Genomic DNA, 17,456 nt, shown 5'->3' with positions numbered 1-17,456 from the left:
GACTACCCCGCCGCGCCCCTGGCAAGGGATAGCTCCGGTGCGCCCGTCTCCTGAATGCGATTGAACGCGGCCAGTGCCTGACCAATCACCTGGTCCATATTGTAGTACCGGTAGGTTGCCAGCCGACCGACAAAAATCGCATCGGCTTGCTGAGCAGCGAGCGCCTCATATCGCTTGTAAAGCACTTCATTCTCCGCCCTGGGCACCGGATAGTAAGGATCGCCGTCATCCGTCGGATATTCGTAGGTCAGGCTGGTTTGAGGATGCTGCTGTCCCGTCATATGCTTGTATTCCGTGATCCTGGTGAAGGCCTCGGTTTGCGGGTAGTTGACGACGGCGACCGGCTGGAACCGTGGCGTGTCGATTGTGACGTGCTCAAAACGCAATGATCGGTACGGCAATTTCCCCAGCCTGAAATCGAAAAATTCATCGATTGGACCGGTATAGATGAGGCGCCGATAGGGGATCACCTCTCGAACCTCGCGGTAGTCCGTTTGCAGCATCACCTTGATATTGGGATGGGCCAGCATCCGTTGAAACATGCGTGTGTAGCCGCCCGCCGGCATGCTCTGGAAACTGTCGGCGAAATACCTGTCGTCGCGATTGGTTCGTGTCGGCACGCGCGCCGTCACTGACTTGCTCAGCTGCGAGGGGTCGACCCCCCACTGTTTTCGCGTGTAGCCTTGGAAGAACTTCTCGTAGAGCTCCCGCCCCACCGTTCCCACGACCACGTCCTCGGCGGTGCGGATCTCTTCCACGCTCTCTCTGCGTTCGGCCAAAAACCGCTCCATCTGGTCGGAGGTCAGGTCGAGGCCATAGAGGCGATTGATCGTGTCCAGGTTGATGGGGATTGGCAAAAGCTGATCGTCTACCTTGGCCAGCACACGGTGCTCATAGGGACGCCACGACGTGAACTGGGACAGGTAGGCGACAATGGCCTCAGCATTAGTGTGGAAGATGTGCGGTCCATACCGATGCACAAGAATACCGGCTTCATCGTACCAATCGAAAGCGTTGCCGCCGATGTGACTGCGACGGTCGACGACCAGCACTGTCTCCCCGCGTTGACTGGCTAGGCGCTCTGCCAAAACACTTCCGGCAAAGCCTGCGCCAACGACAAGCCAATCAAACATGGTTGACCAAGCTCCTGAATCCCTGATGACGCAAAACCTGCGCGGGCTTGAGCAAATCGTGCATTGCGCTCCAGGTCGTGTCCCAAGACATTCCTGAGAGGAAGGCGTCGACCTTCGCCATTTCACAGCCCTTGCGCAGAGCGGCATCGAGGGCTGCTGGCATCGAGCCTGCATCAGCAATGTCGACCAATCCGCGACGGCCGTAGGTTTGCACCACATCGACGATTGCAGTCGATACCACAGGCAGTCCGCCGGCTAGGAATTCAGGGGTCTTGGTCGGACTGATATAACGCGTCGCATCGTTCAAGGCGAAAGGCATCCACCCTACGTCCCAACCGGCCAAATATCCGGGCAGTTCGCCATACCGCTTGGCGCCCAGCCAATGGATGTTTGAGCCGGTTGGCAGCGTGGCCGGGTCGATCTTGACCACTGGACCTATCGTGACGAACTGGACCGCAGGCATCGCCGCAGCAGTTCGAGCCATCAAGTCGATATCGAACCGTTCGTCGATCACTCCAAAGAAGCCTATGCGGGGATGCGCTATGCTTTGCTGATCTGCAGGGTCTGCCTGAGGCCGGCGGGCCTGATGGAAGTGTGCCGTGTCAATGCTGCTTGGAAACGCGTGGACGGAGGGATGCCGCCGGCGCTTGGACTCATAAAGGCTCATTCCACCGGTGAACACGACGTCGGCCTTGCCAAAGAGCTGCTCTTCCAGTCGCTCGAGTTCAGGAGGCGCATTTTTGAAGGCGGAAAGTTCGTCCATGCAATCATAGACGCAGACATCCTCCTGCAGCGCTTCGGTAAACTTCAGGGCCATGGGGGTGTAGTACCAAGTCACCAACTGGTCGTGCTCGATGCCGGCGACGAGTTCCTCAAGCAGAATGGTGATAGCTCTGTCGACATCAGTTCCGAACTGACATTGCGGCAGTATCGGCGTCACGACTTCCAGCCCTGGTGCAACCGCCTTGCGGCGCAGAAGAGGTATCTGAACAGGCTCGAAGAGGGGTTCCTCGAAGAACACAACGGCGTAGTCGGCCGCGGCGCGCGTCATCAAATGCTGCGGGCGTTGAAAAACAAAGTCCCACCGCAGGTGGGAAAAACATATCAAGAGTGGGTTATCAAAAGGCACGAGCAAGGGGTTGGATACAGTCTGATCCATTGCAACAATCCGCATTAGAGTTGGCTTATGGTGGATCAAGCTCCGTTCGGAGATCGGGTTCCACGGCAACGCGGAATTTTGTCTTTCTTAGCCGAACATCAAACGCGCCACGATTTGTCGTTATGGCTGGAACAGGCATCGCCTCGGCAAGTTGTCGGCGGGGAGGCGCCAATGATTGTTGATGCACACCTTCATACATCGGGCCGAGAAACGACGGCGGATGTGCTACAGACGCTCGACGATGCGGGCGTCGATATCGCCTTCCTGCTGGCGCCGTTCCTGACGCCGCCCTATTCGCTTAATGACCGGGAGTCGTTGCGCGCTGGCAACCGGTATCTTTCCGAGCTTGTCAAAGGCCACACGGATCGGCTCGTCGGGTTCGCGGTTGTAAATCCGCTCCATCCGCAATCAGCCGACGATCTTCAGGAGGCGGCCGCGCTTCCAGGCATTCGCGCGCTCAAGATGGTTCCGACCGGCTGGTATCCGTATGATGAGTGCGCTCATCGTGTGTACGCGGTCGCCGCAAAGCTTGAGCTCCCCATTTTGTTTCATAGCGGAATTTTCATTGACGGCCGATCTGGCCGGTTCTGCCGGCCGTCCTTCTACGAGGCGGTTCGCGATCACCCCGGCCTTCGGGTCACCTTGGCTCACCTTGGCTGGCCATGGTGTGACGAAGCCAACGCTGTGGGTGTTATCGACCGCATCAATGGCGTTGACCCAGCCGAGAGCCAGTTTCGCTTCGATCTGTCGTTTGGGCCACCTCCGATCTACCGCGAGGAGGTTTTTTGCAAGGCGATCGACGTGATCGGCCCACGCTCGCTGCAATTTGGAAGCGACCGCTTCTTGCCGTGCAGCGGTGCTCACATTCGCGCTGCGTTAGACGAGGTCACGGCCATTCTCGATCAACTGGACGTCGCAGCCGATGACCGAATTTCGATCATGTCGGGGACGGCCATGGATTGGCTGAGGCTGCGCCCGTCGCAAGGAGGAAACTGATGGCCCGGACCCCGCGTGTGCTGCCAGGCGGCCAGACTGATGAGCGCACGCATGTCCTTGAGGTTTTGGGCAATGCCATTGTTGGCGGCATGGAGAATTACGTGCGCAATCTGGCTTCGAACCTGCCGTCGAACGAGTTCAAAGTCTCGCTCCTGTGCCCGTATGAAAGCCCTTACACCGCATTGCTGCGGTCCGAGGGCAGGGACGTCTACATTGCGCCCCTGCGTGACGACCCACCTTGGAAGACAATCGAACTGATCTGCACACTCGTCCGAGAAACCGGTGTCGATCTGCTCCACGCTCACCTGATGAACGCGCATACCGTGGCGGCAGTGGCCGGCCGACTGAGCGGTACGCCGACCGTTGCCACGTTGCATGGGATGAGCTTGCATCCGCAGGAAATCAGCGTGGCGCGCACAACCGGGAGCCACACCATTGTGGTGTGCCGCGAAGCCTGGTCACAAGCACTTGCGGTGGGATTGTCGCCTGAGCATGTGAGCCTCGTTCCTAACGGCGTCGACCTCGCAATGTATCATCCGATGTCGGCTGACCCCTTGGATTTCCGGCAAACGATCAACATCGGCCCTGACGATGTATTGGTCGGGTTCGTTGGCAGGTTGGCTTGGGAAAAGGGCCCCGACAAATTCCTCAAAGCAGCCGAATTCATACTGCAAAGGCGGCCCGAGGTGCACTTCGCAGTGGTTGGCACAGGGTCAATGGAAAAGGATCTCACTGCGACCGTTCGGCGTGCCGGGCTCGATTCGCGCATCCATATGGTCGGGCTCGAGCGCGAACCCCATCGGATCTATCCGGCGCTAGATTTGCTGTTGCATACGTCGCGCGCTGACGCGATGCCGCTTACCATTCTGGAGGCCATGGCATCTGGCGTGCCGGTCGTGGCGATAGGCGTCGGCGGCGTGCCGGAAATCGTCGCGACGGGGGAAACCGGAATTCTTATAGGAACCACGGAGTGGCCCGGTATCGTGTCGGAATATCCAGGCGACTGGGAGGGTGTTGCCCTAGCGGCAATCTCGCTGTTATCCAATCCCACCAGGCTAAAATCGATGGCTGGCGCGAGCGTGAGGCGGGCGCAGGCAAGCTTCGATATCCGCCAGTCGGCCACTCTGACCAGCCATATTTTCCGGCAGCTGCTAGGACCTCGTCGCGACAAGGCGCGCCTCCATTCCGTTCCCTGACTTCAGACAGCAAGGATCAGGATTTGGTGGCCCTGATCCCGGTAATGACAGGGTAGAGGGGATCAACAATGTCGAGCCTTGCGCGGTCGATCTCCTCAAAAGAGAGGCCCTGCAGAAAGGCTGTGGCGGCAAGCACATTGCCGAATTGCTGTACCTCCACTCCGGCTGCCCCAAACCTTTCCTCGAACAGGCGTCGTGCGGCACTCTGTGTCATGGCCCAGAACCATTTTTCTGGCCCGTCATGCGCGTCGATGGGAGTAATGCCTGGTACCGTCGCCAACACGACGCCACCCGGTGCCAGGGCGCGATGGATCGTAGCGATCGCACCCCGCACGTCGTAGATCATGTGCAGCGTTTGGGTCACGATGATGCAGTCGAGGCGCCCACCCTCCACGGCATTCCTATTCTGGAGATCGATGCGCATCGTGGCTTGAGGATTGGCACTTTCTGGCGAGTCGATAATGTCGGAAGTCACAACTCGTGCCGAATCAAAACGGAGCGTGTAGACATTGTCGCCGATCTCCGCGACACGTCCTTGAATGTCCTCCGCATGGCGCTGTAGGAAACGCTCGATGTAGTAACGGTCAAGCGGCATGCCGCGATCGCCGCCAAACTTACGGCTTAGCGGCTCGACCTCGCCAAGGTCTCCAAAGGCCACAGCACCGGGCGCCGGGATCTCTCGCATGTATGCTTCAAGCCTCGGGGCCGTAGCGCAGCGGGGATCTTGCTGGGGCTATAATCAGGTTGCACCGGAGAGGACCACCCGATCTGGAGGCAGACCGCTGGAACAGCTGTGAGGCATTTCCCCGGGTTCCTTCTGGATCACCCATCGGAATTCTTCCTCGCTGCCTTCGCATTTTGACCGCTGGGAGCTGTAGTCTTTGCATCCTTTGAGTGGGCCGCCAGAGCGGGACCAGCCCCGGTCGCCTTACGCATGTCGCCGCTGCGCTTTTCTGGCTGCTCTCTTTTGCCCAAGAGGCCTGAAAAATACTTGCCGAAAAACCCCATGGTTTCCTCCTCAGTATTTCAGCTATGCCTGATACGAATTTGCCGAGAGATGATTTGTTCCCTCCGGGAGCACTTCGAGAGTTGATGTCGTTCAGAATCCGGGCAGGGTCACGCGATTGCGACCGAAGCAGTGGAACGTCTGGAGGTGTTCGACGTTCGCGATGATCTCCACGTCAGGACACTTCGGTATGGTGATGTTCGCGGAGCCTAAGGCTCAACAGATAGCCGAAGACGGATTGCTTTCGACTGAAAAAAAGATCGCGCGGCTGTGCCAATTGCGGGCTCATCTCGACCCGTCAAAAAGGCCGGTCTGTAAAAGCGCCCCTTGGTGGAAGCTTGTTGTCTTGAACGCACTACTATGGAAGGCGTTCACCGCACGAGTGGGTCCGATATCCAACAAAGCGAAATTCCATGGCGGTGAATTCGCACCGAAGCACGGCTTAACCTCCTCGACTACGACCGGATCAGAGCAGCACCGCGATCTTGTGATCGATACTGCTTCTTTAGCGCCTCCGGGAATGCCTTGATGTGCGGACGAGAACGATGCGACGGTTTGAGCGATCGCGCAATCAAAGACTGGTGAAATGCGGCCCCGTGGGCCACACTAAGGCTCAATGTGCAGCCGGTTGTGAAGGCTGCACTCCTTGCTGGTCACCGCCTGTGCTGGACTGCGGCGTGGGATTCTTGTCCACCTTGGGATTTTGATCGACCGGCTCGCTGTTGACACCGTCAGACTGCGATTGAACGGGATCAGTCGAGGCCGGGTTTGGGCTGGAGCCCGCTGGCGCCTGGCTGTCCTGCGGGTCTGTCGACGGTCCTTTGATGACTACGCCATAGATTTCGGCGACGCCCCAGGCGGCAATGGCCAGCAGCAGCGCGGCTACGAGCACAACAAGGACGGGCCTGCCAAGAGGGCCTTGTCGAGCCTGGTTTTCGAGAACGTTGTTTGTCATAGGACACCTGGGAAAAGAGGGGTGGCCCGCGCTTGCGGTCAAGGCCGCGGGCCGACAAGACGACGGACACCTTGGTCACCGGCACGGACCGATGAGCACGTGCTGCCTCGGCTCAACCTTAAACGGTCTCAAAGGTTCCGCCGTCGAGACAGAGTTAGATGACAAACGACAATGAAGCATCGGTTTCTGCGATTGCGCAGTCGCTTGGAATTAAAGCAGGACTGCAGCTCCCCGAACGGCTTGGAGTGCCGAGGCCTATATGGAACTCGCATCGCGGTCTCGGGAAGACTGTTACAAGCCACTTGCAAAGAAGTGGAGACAGAAGCGCTCATAAAAGAGCAAACTATGCCTACACTTTGGTAAGCACTTCTTGGCCCGCGCTGAGCCTTAACTCTCTCAGCCGGGCGGTCTTGGCATCTCTGGCCTGGCGTTCGGCGTCGATCAGCTTGCGCGCCTCGCGATCGGCTCGTTCAAATTTTTCCTTGTCGATTCGACGTTTTGCCAAGGCAGCCTCCTGTTTTGCCGGCTTGTTGGAAACTTCAACATCTAGATCTATGTCGGACATTTTCTCCGATCAGCTCATCGAGCCTATATCCGTGTGAAATCCGCGAGTGCTCAACGCCGCCGTTGACCTTCGGCGTAGACCAAGCAAACGCCTCGATCTCGAAAGAACGCGTATACTCGTGGTTTTCCTCAACCACACGGACGTGCCATTCGCCGTACCTTCGACCAATTCAACTCAGCGAACGTCCAGTTCGGATTTTTCCTGCAATTGTCCTTCTTGTAGATGACAATGGAATCCTAACTTCTTGGGAGCCGGCTGCATTAAGAAATGTTGGTACGGACTCGTACCCAAGCCGCCCAGGCTTCGGAAAATGCTTTTAGCCATTGCGCTAGTTGGAACGCGGCGGGATAGTTTACCCATCGCTTGCTGACTGTTCGGGCGCAAGCGGCTGAGAGATAGCGTGCTCGTGCTCTTGCCCCAAACTGGAGGCCAAGAGCATGGCTCATCTTCAGCAGTCTACCGTGCGCAATCGTCTGCTAGCATCCCTTTCGGCGGATGACTTCGCGCTGTTGCAACCACACCTGGAGACGGTAGACTTAGAGGTGCGCGGTCATCTGTTCCGAGCCGACCAGAAGATTGCCCATGTGTCGTTTCCGGAATATGGAATTGCCTCAATTGTGGCGGATACCGGGGAGGGTAGGTTCGAAGTCGGCATGGTCGGATCTGAGGGTCTGGCAGGAACGGCCGTCGTCCTCGGCATCGACCGCACACCCCATACTTGCCTGGTCCAGGCCACTGGCGTGGCCCTTAGGATTGGCTCAGGCGAACTCCAGTCTGCGATGGACGGCAGCCCAACTATGCGCGCACATCTCCTTCGCTTCGTCCACACATTCATCGTTCAGGTCAGTCAGACCGCTTACGCGAATGCGGGTTACTCGCTCGAGGAGCGGCTGGCGCGCTGGCTGTTGATGACACATGATCGGCTGGACCATGACGACATGCCTATCACACACGAATTTATGAGCATCATGCTTGGTACACGCCGACCCGGCGTCACGCTCGCGGTGCAAATGCTGGAAGGCACCGGGGCTATTCGAGCCAGCCGCGGTCACATCAAAATACTCGATCGCGACAAGTTGGAAAATCTCGCCGGTCAGTCCTACGGCTTTGCCGAGAAGGAGTATTCCAACGTGTTCGCCCTCCCGCTCAAACGGGGTCGGTGAGGTGGATGTTGCGTTACTTCATGAACATACGCTATCGCGGTCGTATCGTGCTTGATCATGAAGGCGACGACTTGCCCGTCGAGGAGGCTGTGCGCGACCATGCGCTTGCCATCGCGCGAGATCTCGTCTTCGGCGCCCGGATGGGCGCAATCCGCAGCTGGTTTGACTGCAGTTTTGAAGTCACTGACCAGAGCGGCAGGGTCGTTCTCGTAATGCCGTTTGCCGCGGTGCTTGGCGAGCCTGATCTCGGATCAGCATGACTGGCCTTCAGGACTGTTCGGAGTCATACAGAGCCTTGAAGACCTCAACGAACCATGCCTACCTTCATCTTTTAGGGAGGCTAAAAGTGACTCACACTTTCCATGCGCTCACGGTTGAGAAGGCAGTAGAAGCCTATGTTCTCTCCAGGAGCAAGGGCCGGTTCATGTCCATGGCGCAGGCGATCCGCGCCATCAGAACGCTAATGCCGGACTGTATGGCAGCCGATCATGAGTTGGAGCGATTGCTGACGAAAACATGCGATGCGCACGGCGTGCCAATCTCGTTTGATCTAGCAACGGGGTCGAGTTCAAAAACCCTGGGCGCGTAGATTGGGAGGGCGCATTCGTGTCTGACCAAAAGCCAAATACGTCGCAGATCCGCCAGGCGATTGTGAGCTGTCTGATCGGCAATGTGGATCATCCCTGCATTTCTATAGCCGACGTTCTCGACAGCTTAAGGAAGACGTTGCTGCTTTACGAACATACGGATCGGGAGCTTGAGGATCTCATCGCGCTGATTGCTGTCGATGCCGGATTTGCTATTGAATTCGATGGCTCGGCTCGCGCGTTAAAAGCCGAGCATCTGGATGTACCGCAAACTGCGCCCCCCCCGGCATCGACTTGACCCCTCCGTCGGCGCCGTCACCCAAACGCCCGCAGGTCTTTCGCTTCTCGTTCGAGGATTGTCGCCACCTCCTCATGACCGAGATGGGTAAGCATTACCGCGATGCAGCATTCCAAGTATGTGAGCGACGAGCGGCGGAGAAAGTCGGCAGTGGCGCTTTCTACCAACTGGTCGATCCGCTTGACCTCGCTCCGACGAACCTCTTTCGTCGCCTTACCTCTCAGCATTTTTCGATCCAGCCAATTGCTGGAACAGCATGACAACTTCCGACATGCCAAGAAGTGGCATCGCCGCCACAATTGTTCTCCACAGCGAGGCCCAATGGATCGCTCGCGCGTGCGGTCGGTTAAAATCAAATATTGAACCTTTTCCAATCACGCAAATTAGACGGCTATGGCGAGATATTTCTTCGATATACCGGATGCGGACATCGCTGATCCAAACGATCTCGTTGACGTGCACGACGCGCGTGAGGCAGGGCTGCGAGCCCTCGCAGCAATCATGAGGGAATCACATCCGAACGGCACCAAACGCGCCTCGAATTCAACGTTTGTGATGAGGCAGGCCGACACCATCTACACCTCACCATCACACTTGAATGGAGGGATGCACCTGGTCATCCGTCCCTGGCAAGCCATTAACCGGATGACCGTCGGGAGGTCGCGTTGTTGGGGTACGTGGCGATACCGCTGGTCGTTATCGCGCGGGCTGGTATGGGCCTGTACTGTAGCTTTGGCCGCCGATGTCCTTCGCGGCCCTCCATATGACGTCCAGCCCGAAATGTTTCGCGCTTGACCGGTCGTGCCAGCGAGTTGCTGGAACAAGCGACTGATGCGGCATTTGCGGATAACATAAGCATTGCGCACACGGTTCAGATTTGGCCGTTCTGCTCATCGATCTCGATCCAGGCCGGCGCGTGATCGCTTGGCTTCTCCCATCCGCGTGTCTCCACATCGACGCCGGCACCGCGCAGATGGGAAGACAGGGAAGGGCTCACCAGGAGATGGTCCATTCGAAGTCCTGAACTCCGGTCGTATCCGCCTCGATAGGAGAAGTTCCAGTAGGTGTAGATGGCGTTGTCTGGATGAGTGTGACGAACGGCATCGATCCATCCTTGAGCAAGCATCCGGCTGTAGGCGTCCCTGCTCTCAGGGAAGTACACCGCGTCGCCGACCCATCGCCTCGGCACGACCGCATCGAGTGCGGTCGGAACCACATTATAATCGCCGCAGAGCACCGTTGGCCTGCCGGCTTCAAGCAACGACAGACCGTAGTTGATAAGCCTTTCAAACCAGTCCAGCTTATAATTGAACTTGGGCCCTGGCGCTGGATTGCCATTGGGCAGGTAGAGACAGCCAATCACAAGCCCTTTTACGTCGGCCTCGAGGTAGCGGCTGTGCGTATCGTCGGGATCGCCTGGCAAACCGCGTCGGCGTTCTACGGGATCCGTCCCGCGGGCAAGGATTGCAACGCCGTTATAGGACTTCTGGCCGTGCCAGATGGCGCCGTATCCTGCCTTTCTGATCACATCCAACGGAAATTTCTCGTCAGATGTTTTGAGTTCCTGAAGGCAAACGATGTCGTACTTGGCGTCATCCAGCCATCGTAGAAGCACTGGCAGCCGACCGTTGACGCCGTTTACATTGAAAGTTGCAATGCGGGTCATGCGGACCTCTTATTGCGCTGTTGCGTTCTGGATTGCGCTTTAATCATCCGGATCAAGAATGTCGGCAACTGCATCCTTCTCATCGCGAGGTAGAACCGTCATCGTAAAGATGAAGGCTGACAGCAAAAGGCAGACGCCGTTGGTTATGATTATGGGCCATTCCAGCTTCATCATGCCGAAGGCCAACCACAAGGCAAAACCCAAAACCGTGATTCCATACATCGGCGCGGAGATCCCGCCTGTGTTTCGCGTTTTGATGATCTTCCAAGCCTGAGGCGTAAAGCTGGTCATGGAGCAGACAGTTGCGAGGTAACCTATAAGCGTGACTGCGTTCATGCGTGCCGCCCTAATCAAGGTGGGTTTCCGCGATGCGTGCCCGCTGTCGACAACGCGCCCTAGCTTCTAACCAAGGTGCGGACCAATCCGGGAATCCGGCCTTCGGTTACTCTTCCGCCTGTTCAATAACGTGAAACACGCTGGTTTTTCCACCTGCAGCAGGTCTCACCCTGATCCACGGTTTTCCGGATGCTTTCCCGGGCGTCATGGGCTTAGGGACGGTCTTTACGACCGCATGCACATGGCTTTGCGCAGCGACTGAAAGGCTTCGCACGACCTTTTTGCCATTCATCAATTCGACCCGATAGCTTTCCATCAGCTTGGCCCCAGCACCCAGAGTGTAGCGAACGTGCCAATCGAAAAATTACAACGGAGGGCGGCGAGGCGAGGATACCTCACAAAGCCAATTTTCGGGAACGCGCTGTACAGACACGCACCGCAACCAGCCGGTTGCGGTTGCCGGAACGGGGCACGGCCAGTTCACTACCTCAGGCTCGGCTTCTCAGCGCCTGTGCTTCCCTTTCCAGTGTCTCACGGCTGTTGCCGTGCTTTGCGATGAGTTCCCTCACTTGCTGAGGGGTGATGCCTGTCTTGCTGGCGAAATATTCGACCTCGTAGTCTTCGTCAGACGATACACGATCGCGGTCGCGAAAGTCTCGTTTGCTCTTATCATCGGCCATTTTCGTTTCCTCCACGCAAGCGATCGACCGAAACGCCATTCGAGGCGATTTGTTTCAACGGGTTGCAAAGTTTCTAATACTAACCTGCATCCCGAATTCGTGAGTCAGTATGTCTATGATGTGCGCCGGGCGCTTGGGGCCGCCTCTTCCAGCTAAAACCATGCGAGGCCAAAGCTATTTGCCATCTTGTCGTCGGTGTCAGACTGACGCGGCTGCTACATGTCAACATCATAAGTCTCCGGTTTGGTGCTTCAGCTTCCCGCTTAGTTTGGGCCAGTCGGCGCCGTGCTTCTGAAGAAGCCTGTATGCATGGATCGGTGTTATCGCTGCGACCTGTGTAAAATGTTCGATCGCAAGCTCTTGCCTTCACGACGCCACTTGAATCGTTCGACTTATTTACGCTCATTTAATTGAACCCTGCTCCTAGGCACCGAACGGCAACGAACGTTTCGAAGCGCGGTTTCGATTGTTTGGGGGCGAGATGGCCCAGCTTTGCGGTTGTATGCAGCCGCTTTTTGGGGGAATAAAAATTCACGCTCCTGAAAGGAGCAAGGCGGCCTTGGCCGCCTTGCGAGTGCTGCATCAAAGATCGCGTCCACGTCTAGTCCGTTGAAGGTCTTCTCCGTTATAGACGTCGGCATTCGGATCGAAACCAGTCCAGCCGCCAGCTTCATATTCATTGCGTCTGCCAGCGACATCGACCGAATTATATTGCTTGAGGATCTGTTCGGCATTCGGCACAAGATTGTCGTCGACCTTGGCCGTGACCATCGTCCCGCCGCGACGAACGCCCTCGGCATAGACGTGGGCATCATTTTCGGGGACTCCAGCGCTTGTCATGGCGCCGATGATGCCCCCAGCTGCGCCACCGACCACTGCCCCGCCAACCGCGCCGACGGCGGTGGCAGCCAGCCACCCAGCTGCAACGACAGGTCCGACCCCAGGAATGGCCATCAGGCCGAGGCCTGTTGCCAGGCCGCCGGCGCCGCCAATGACGGCGCCCACGCCAGCGCCAGTGGCCGCGTCCTCGCCGGCTTCGGTCTCCTCGTCCTTGTGCCAGCCGGTCGCGTTGTTGGCCACAATGCTGATGTCATCGCGCGGGACGCCGGTGGCCACGAGTTCGCCAACGGCATCGTTGGCATCGTCATAATTATCAAACAGTCCTGTTACGGTTTTCATTTTGATTCTCCTCGCTTTCTGATCACTTAGTGCCAGCAACGACGTTGCCTTGGTAGTCGAGCGCGATCGGCGTCGACTTGCCGTCCTTGCTTGCTGTTCCGCGCCAGATGCCTTGGTCGTCCTTCGTCAGGCCAGAGACGTCGCCATAACCCGCCTTTTCGATCGCGCTCTTGGCCTGGGCCTCGGTGAAGCTGTTGGCCCCGGGAACAGGAGCTGCCGGATTGGTGGCGCCGCTGTTGACTGCCGGTGTGGTGCCGTCAGAAGCAGGCGCCGTTACTGCGGCCTTTTGAATCATGTCCTGATGCATCTTGAGTGTAGGCAGCGTATCAGCCGCAAAGGATTGCAGGGCGGCGTTATCGCCGTCCTTGGCGTAAGCCTCGAACAGGCTGACCGCATCGGCATGGGCGGCCTTCTGCATGTCTGCATAAGATGCGTCTATTGGCGCCGCACCTGACTGCAGCTTGTCGACATCTTTCTTGTGTGCAGCATCGAGGTCGGCAGGCACCTTCAACTTCTGTTCGCCGGCGATGCTCTCAAGCTTCGCATTGGCGGCGCCATGATCGGAGATCATCTTCTGGGCGAAGTCCTTGAGGCCTTGGTCCTGCAGCTTGTCTTGGGCGACCTTGCTCGACTGAACTTCGAACATTCCGCCGATTCCGGCCTTGGTGACGAAATCCTGCGCGCTCTCGGCAGCGAGCGCTGGCCAGGCAAATACCATCGACGCAGCCAACGACAGCGTCGCCAGGCGAAGACTCTTTCTCATGATAAACTCCTCAGTTGAGATTGATGAATCCAAACCTGCTCGCGGCGGGTTTGTTCCCAGGCAATGCGAACGCGCTGCCAATTGGCTGAAGGTGCTTGTTCGGCGTTCATATGCATTGAAGCAGGCAAATTTCGGAGCCGCGCGAATTGCGCGGAAGAGCCCGGTAGTCGCCATGCCTTCTCGGTGCTGAAATCAGTTCTCTCACAGGCTGACGTGGTGTCCGGTCGAATCCGTAACGGGCGTTTTCACCGGTTGGTTGCGGTGTGGATATCCAAACCGAGCAAAGGATCGCGCTGGATCAGGAACATTTTGTCGAGCGGCAGGTTAGCGAAGGCACAACCAACGGAGAATGACGATGAAGGCGCTGACCTGGCACGGCAAGAGTGACATCCGTTGCGAGCAGGTAGATGACCCGGTCATTGAGGACGATCGCGATGCCATCATCAAGGTTACGGCCTGTGCGATCTGCGGATCAGACCTGCATCTGATGGGAGGATTTGTCCCAGAGATGCACGCCCACGACGTGCTTGGGCACGAGACCATGGGCGAGGTCGTCGAAGTCGGGAAGGGTCACTCCAAGTTCAAGATCGGCGAACGCATCGTCGTGCCGTTCACGATAGCCTGCGGCGAGTGCCGGATGTGCAAGTGGCAACTGTTTTCCCTTTGCGAGAGGTCGAATCCAGCCGGCGCCAAGCAAGCCCAGCAGATGGGGTATCCAACTGCTGGCCTGTTCGGCTATTCGCACATGTATGGCGGCTTCGCGGGCGGCCAAGCCGAATTCCTGCGCATACCCTATGCCGACGTTGGCCCTATCAGGGTGCCAGATAGCCTGACGGACGAGCAGGTGCTGTTTCTTTCCGATATTTTTCCCACAGGCTATCAAGCGGCGGCGAACTGCAACATTCAATCCGGTGATACAGTGCTGGTCTTCGGCTGTGGGCCTGTTGGCCAGTTCGCGATCAAGTCAGCCTTTCTCCTGGGCGCGGGCCGGGTTATCGCGCTGGACATCGTCCCCGAACGCCTGGCGCTTGCGCAAGCGTCGGGAGCGGAGACGCTGAGATATGACGACGAAGATCTGCAAAAGCGCATCCTGGATATGACGGACGGCAAAGGGCCGGATTCGGTCATCGAGGCGGTCGGCATGGAAAGCCATGGCCCCGGGGGCGTCATGGAGACCTTGCAAACCGACCTTACCGCGATGGAGAGACCTTATGCGCTACAACAGGCGCTTATGGCCTGCCGGCCCGGCGGCACGGTCTCGTTGCCGGGGGTGTTTGTTGGGAGCGTTACTGTGCCCATGGGAATGTTCGTCGGCAAAGGGCTGACAATGAAAACTGGCCAAACACATGTCCAGCGCTACTTGGAACCGTTGATGAAGCTCATTGAGGACGGAAAAATCGACCCGTCCTTTCTGATTACCCACCGCATTGGGCTAGAAGAAGGACCCGATGCTTACAAGACCTTCCGCGACAAGAAGGATGGTTGCATCAAGGTCGTCATCAAACCGTAGGCTCAATCACCCGCCCGGCATTCGCCTTCAATTCCATGGAAGCTTACTTCGATTTCGCAACGTCGATTGGCTGCAGCGGGCGTTAATGCAGGGCCGTTCAAAAGGACCCCGTCCGGCGCGAATCCTGGCATGAGCTATGCGACACTGCTCGGGGGAATTCCAGGCAATCTCGCATCTTGCATAGGTGCGAACCGCCCGAGATGGGCTTCCTCCCATGTTACTACATGCAGCAATTTTGTGTGTTCCTTTGCGCAGTAGACCGAGCCGAATCCGATGCCACGCCAGCTGATATCGACCGTCGCGGCTTCGTCGCGTTCCGACGCCGACGCGGCTACTGCGCGGCGAGCCTCACAGCGGAACAAAGGGTTTCTCCTCGCGTTGCGGCAAGGGCAACGAGGATATGGAGGCTTCACCGTGAATGATCGTGAATTACTACGGGATCCGCGTCAGGAGTATCCGGCGCCGCCTTTTCCAAAACAACCGCAGACCATGCCTGGCCTTGCCGGGAAAATGGATCCGGTGCCGGACCACGGCGAGGAAAGCTATCGGGGCTCTGGTAAGCTAGCTGGGCGCAAGGCGCTCGTGACAGGGGGCGATTCCGGGATAGGGAGGGCCGTCGCTATAGCCTTTGCGCGGGAAGGGGCGGACGTAGCCATTTCTTACCTTGCGGAAGAGGAGGCGGACGCCAAGGAGGTCATCGACCTTATCGAAACCGCGGGCAGGAAGGCGCTGGCGCTGCCTGGTGACATCAAGGATGAGGCTTGGTGTCGGGGTTTGGTAGACAAAGCTGTCTCCTCCCTCGGCGGCCTCGATCTGCTTGTGATCAATGCCGGGAGGCAGCAGTATCGCGAGAGCATTGATGAGTTGACGACAGACGACTTCGACAAGACCATGAAAACGAATCTGTACGCGCTTCATTGGATCGCTCAAGCAGCCGCGCGGCATCTCCCTGCCGGCGCCTCCATCATCACCACGGCGTCGATCCAGGCCTACGAGCCTTCGGCGATCCTGCTCGACTATGCCACCACCAAAGCCGGCATTGTCGCTTATACCAAGGCACTCGCCAAGCAATTGATCAAGCGGGGCATTCGGGCCAATGTCGTGGCTCCCGGGCCTGTCTGGACCGTGCTGCAGCCAAGCGGTGGTCAGCCGGATGAAAGGGTCAAGCATTTTGGCGATGACAGCGATTTCGGCCGTCCTGGACAGCCAGTCGAGCTGGCGCCCGTCTATGTGCTGCTGGCCTCGCGGGAAGCCAGTTTCATAAATGGCGAAGTTTATGGCGTCACTGGCGGCAAGGGAGTCGCGTGACCCTATATTGAGACATCGAGCTTCAAGGACGCCATGGGGCGCATTGCATACAAAGTTGCTGTCGCCATTCTCCTGACCGCAGCGGCTGCTGCGATCGCCGCGTTCTTGGTGACCTCGGCTCACCCGCCGTTCTCGCCAGACGATCCGCGATTCGAAGTGAAAGGGGATGTGGGCCGCGGCAAGCTGGTCTTCGCGGCGGGGGACTGCGCCTCCTGCCACGCTACCCCGGGACAGTCAGATCGACTACGACTAGGCGGTGGCATGGCGCTTGGGTCGCCGTTCGGCACTTTCAGGCCGCCCAACATCTCCCCTGATCCTGTTGACGGTATAGGCAGATGGAGCGCCGCCGATCTGGCAAATGCGCTGATTGGTGGAGTGTCTCCCAGGCGCGAACACTATTACCCGTCTTTCCCCTACACCAGCTTCACCGGCATGACCGTCGCCGACATCAACGATGTCTACGCCTATCTCATGACGCTGCCAAAAGTGTCTGGACGTGTGCCCCCGCACGATCCAGCAATCCTGTTCAGCATTCGCCGGTCCGTCGGATTTTGGAAGCTGATGTTTTTCCGCCAGGGCCGGTCGGCTGCGAATGCAGATGGCAAAACGCTGCCTGATCGTGGCGCATACCTCGTCGAAACCGTTTCTCATTGCGCGGAATGCCACTCCAGCCGAAATGCGTTTGGAGCAATCCGGTCCGATACGCTGTTTGCCGGCGGCATCGACCCGCAAGGTACCGGGTTCGTGCCCAACATTACGCAGGAACGATTGGGGGCTTGGACCGAGACCGATATTACCACGATGCTTAGAACCGGAAAGACGCCCAACCACGGCCGGGTGGGATCGTCGATGGCCGACGTGGTGACGAATACCGCCATGCTGCCTGAAGGCGACCGCGAGGCGATCGCGCACTACATCAAAGCGCTTCCGCCGGTCGCGACCCCACACCCATAGGT

Annotated in this window: 19 protein-coding genes; 9 read left to right on the top strand and 10 right to left on the bottom strand. The window is 58.0% G+C overall.

Annotated features, from left to right (window positions below; all coding sequences use genetic code 11):
• Positions 1-2 precede the first annotated feature (2 nt).
• Together glf and AC1VON_RS23125 are read right to left on the bottom strand one after the other, a co-directional pair.
• On the bottom strand, positions 3-1,133 hold the full coding sequence (gene glf / locus AC1VON_RS23130) for a UDP-galactopyranose mutase (protein ID WP_483124971.1): 1,131 nt from the start codon (positions 1,131-1,133) through the stop codon (positions 3-5).
• The gene (locus AC1VON_RS23125) at positions 1,126-2,292 is read right to left on the bottom strand and encodes a glycosyltransferase family 1 protein (protein ID WP_483124970.1); all 1,167 of its coding nucleotides are present in this window, start codon (positions 2,290-2,292) and stop codon (positions 1,126-1,128) included. The genes glf and AC1VON_RS23125 overlap by 8 nt, the downstream gene beginning before the upstream one ends.
• A 171-nt stretch (positions 2,293-2,463) precedes the next feature.
• Here AC1VON_RS23125 and AC1VON_RS23120 point away from each other — a divergent pair, with 171 nt between their 5' ends.
• Positions 2,464-3,288 (top strand): amidohydrolase family protein, encoded by an 825-nt coding sequence (locus AC1VON_RS23120; protein ID WP_483124969.1) that lies wholly within the window; start codon positions 2,464-2,466, stop codon positions 3,286-3,288.
• Complete coding sequence (locus AC1VON_RS23115) at positions 3,288-4,484, top strand: glycosyltransferase family 4 protein (RefSeq protein WP_483124968.1); 1,197 nt, start codon at positions 3,288-3,290, stop codon at positions 4,482-4,484. Before AC1VON_RS23120 ends, AC1VON_RS23115 begins: the two co-directional genes overlap by 1 nt.
• A 16-nt stretch (positions 4,485-4,500) precedes the next feature.
• Here AC1VON_RS23115 and AC1VON_RS23110 read toward each other — a convergent pair whose 3' ends face one another.
• From AC1VON_RS23110 to AC1VON_RS23100, 3 genes are all read right to left on the bottom strand, one after another.
• Positions 4,501-5,169 (bottom strand): methyltransferase domain-containing protein, encoded by a 669-nt coding sequence (locus AC1VON_RS23110; RefSeq protein ID WP_483124967.1) that lies wholly within the window; start codon positions 5,167-5,169, stop codon positions 4,501-4,503.
• A gap of 934 nt (positions 5,170-6,103) precedes the next feature.
• Positions 6,104-6,445, bottom strand: a complete 342-nt coding sequence (locus AC1VON_RS23105; RefSeq protein WP_483124966.1) for a hypothetical protein — start codon at positions 6,443-6,445, stop codon at positions 6,104-6,106.
• Between the two features lie 349 nt (positions 6,446-6,794).
• On the bottom strand, positions 6,795-7,010 hold the full coding sequence (locus tag AC1VON_RS23100) for a hypothetical protein (RefSeq protein WP_483124965.1): 216 nt from the start codon (positions 7,008-7,010) through the stop codon (positions 6,795-6,797).
• Positions 7,011-7,447: 437 nt separating this feature from the next.
• Between AC1VON_RS23100 and AC1VON_RS23095 the strand changes: the two genes are divergently transcribed.
• From AC1VON_RS23095 to AC1VON_RS23080, 4 genes are all read left to right on the top strand, one after another.
• Complete coding sequence (locus tag AC1VON_RS23095) at positions 7,448-8,173, top strand: Crp/Fnr family transcriptional regulator (protein WP_483124964.1); 726 nt, start codon at positions 7,448-7,450, stop codon at positions 8,171-8,173.
• Between the two features lie 5 nt (positions 8,174-8,178).
• Positions 8,179-8,433 carry a DUF6894 family protein gene (locus AC1VON_RS23090; RefSeq protein WP_483124963.1) on the top strand — a complete coding sequence of 85 codons (255 nt, stop codon included), beginning with the start codon at positions 8,179-8,181 and terminating at the stop codon, positions 8,431-8,433.
• A gap of 86 nt (positions 8,434-8,519) precedes the next feature.
• Positions 8,520-8,762, top strand: coding sequence for a hypothetical protein (locus AC1VON_RS23085; RefSeq protein WP_483124962.1), 243 nt, complete (start codon positions 8,520-8,522; stop codon positions 8,760-8,762).
• Between the two features lie 17 nt (positions 8,763-8,779).
• Complete coding sequence (locus AC1VON_RS23080; protein ID WP_483124961.1) at positions 8,780-9,058, top strand: hypothetical protein; 279 nt, start codon at positions 8,780-8,782, stop codon at positions 9,056-9,058.
• Between the two features lie 871 nt (positions 9,059-9,929).
• Here AC1VON_RS23080 and xth read toward each other — a convergent pair.
• The 5 genes from xth to AC1VON_RS23055 form a co-directional block, all read right to left on the bottom strand.
• Positions 9,930-10,724: an exodeoxyribonuclease III gene (gene xth / locus AC1VON_RS23075; protein WP_483124960.1), complete on the bottom strand. Its 795-nt coding sequence runs from the start codon at positions 10,722-10,724 to the stop codon at positions 9,930-9,932.
• A 39-nt stretch (positions 10,725-10,763) separates the two neighbouring features.
• Positions 10,764-11,060, bottom strand: coding sequence for a SemiSWEET family sugar transporter (locus AC1VON_RS23070; protein ID WP_483124959.1), 297 nt, complete (start codon positions 11,058-11,060; stop codon positions 10,764-10,766).
• Between the two features lie 488 nt (positions 11,061-11,548).
• The gene (locus AC1VON_RS23065; protein WP_483124958.1) at positions 11,549-11,740 is read right to left on the bottom strand and encodes a DUF3606 domain-containing protein; all 192 of its coding nucleotides are present in this window, start codon (positions 11,738-11,740) and stop codon (positions 11,549-11,551) included.
• A gap of 582 nt (positions 11,741-12,322) precedes the next feature.
• On the bottom strand, positions 12,323-12,919 hold the full coding sequence (locus tag AC1VON_RS23060; protein ID WP_483126364.1) for a hypothetical protein: 597 nt from the start codon (positions 12,917-12,919) through the stop codon (positions 12,323-12,325).
• Positions 12,920-12,941: 22 nt separating this feature from the next.
• Positions 12,942-13,682 carry a DUF4142 domain-containing protein gene (locus AC1VON_RS23055; protein ID WP_483126363.1) on the bottom strand — a complete coding sequence of 247 codons (741 nt, stop codon included), beginning with the start codon at positions 13,680-13,682 and terminating at the stop codon, positions 12,942-12,944.
• A gap of 355 nt (positions 13,683-14,037) precedes the next feature.
• Here AC1VON_RS23055 and AC1VON_RS23050 point away from each other — a divergent pair, with 355 nt between their 5' ends.
• The 3 genes from AC1VON_RS23050 to AC1VON_RS23040 all read left to right on the top strand — a co-directional run bounded on the left by AC1VON_RS23050 (position 14,038) and on the right by AC1VON_RS23040 (position 17,454).
• Positions 14,038-15,192: a zinc-dependent alcohol dehydrogenase gene (locus tag AC1VON_RS23050; RefSeq protein WP_483124957.1), complete on the top strand. Its 1,155-nt coding sequence runs from the start codon at positions 14,038-14,040 to the stop codon at positions 15,190-15,192.
• Between the two features lie 414 nt (positions 15,193-15,606).
• Positions 15,607-16,500 (top strand): SDR family oxidoreductase, encoded by an 894-nt coding sequence (locus AC1VON_RS23045; protein WP_483124956.1) that lies wholly within the window; start codon positions 15,607-15,609, stop codon positions 16,498-16,500.
• 33 nt (positions 16,501-16,533) lie between these two features.
• A complete protein-coding gene (locus tag AC1VON_RS23040; RefSeq protein WP_483124955.1) occupies positions 16,534-17,454 on the top strand; it encodes a c-type cytochrome in 921 nt (306 codons plus the stop codon).
• The last annotated feature ends 2 nt before the right edge of the window (positions 17,455-17,456 follow it).

The organism is Mesorhizobium sp. HAY1-8B, from assembly GCF_056868045.1.
This window is presented reverse-complemented; position numbering and strand designations above follow the sequence as displayed.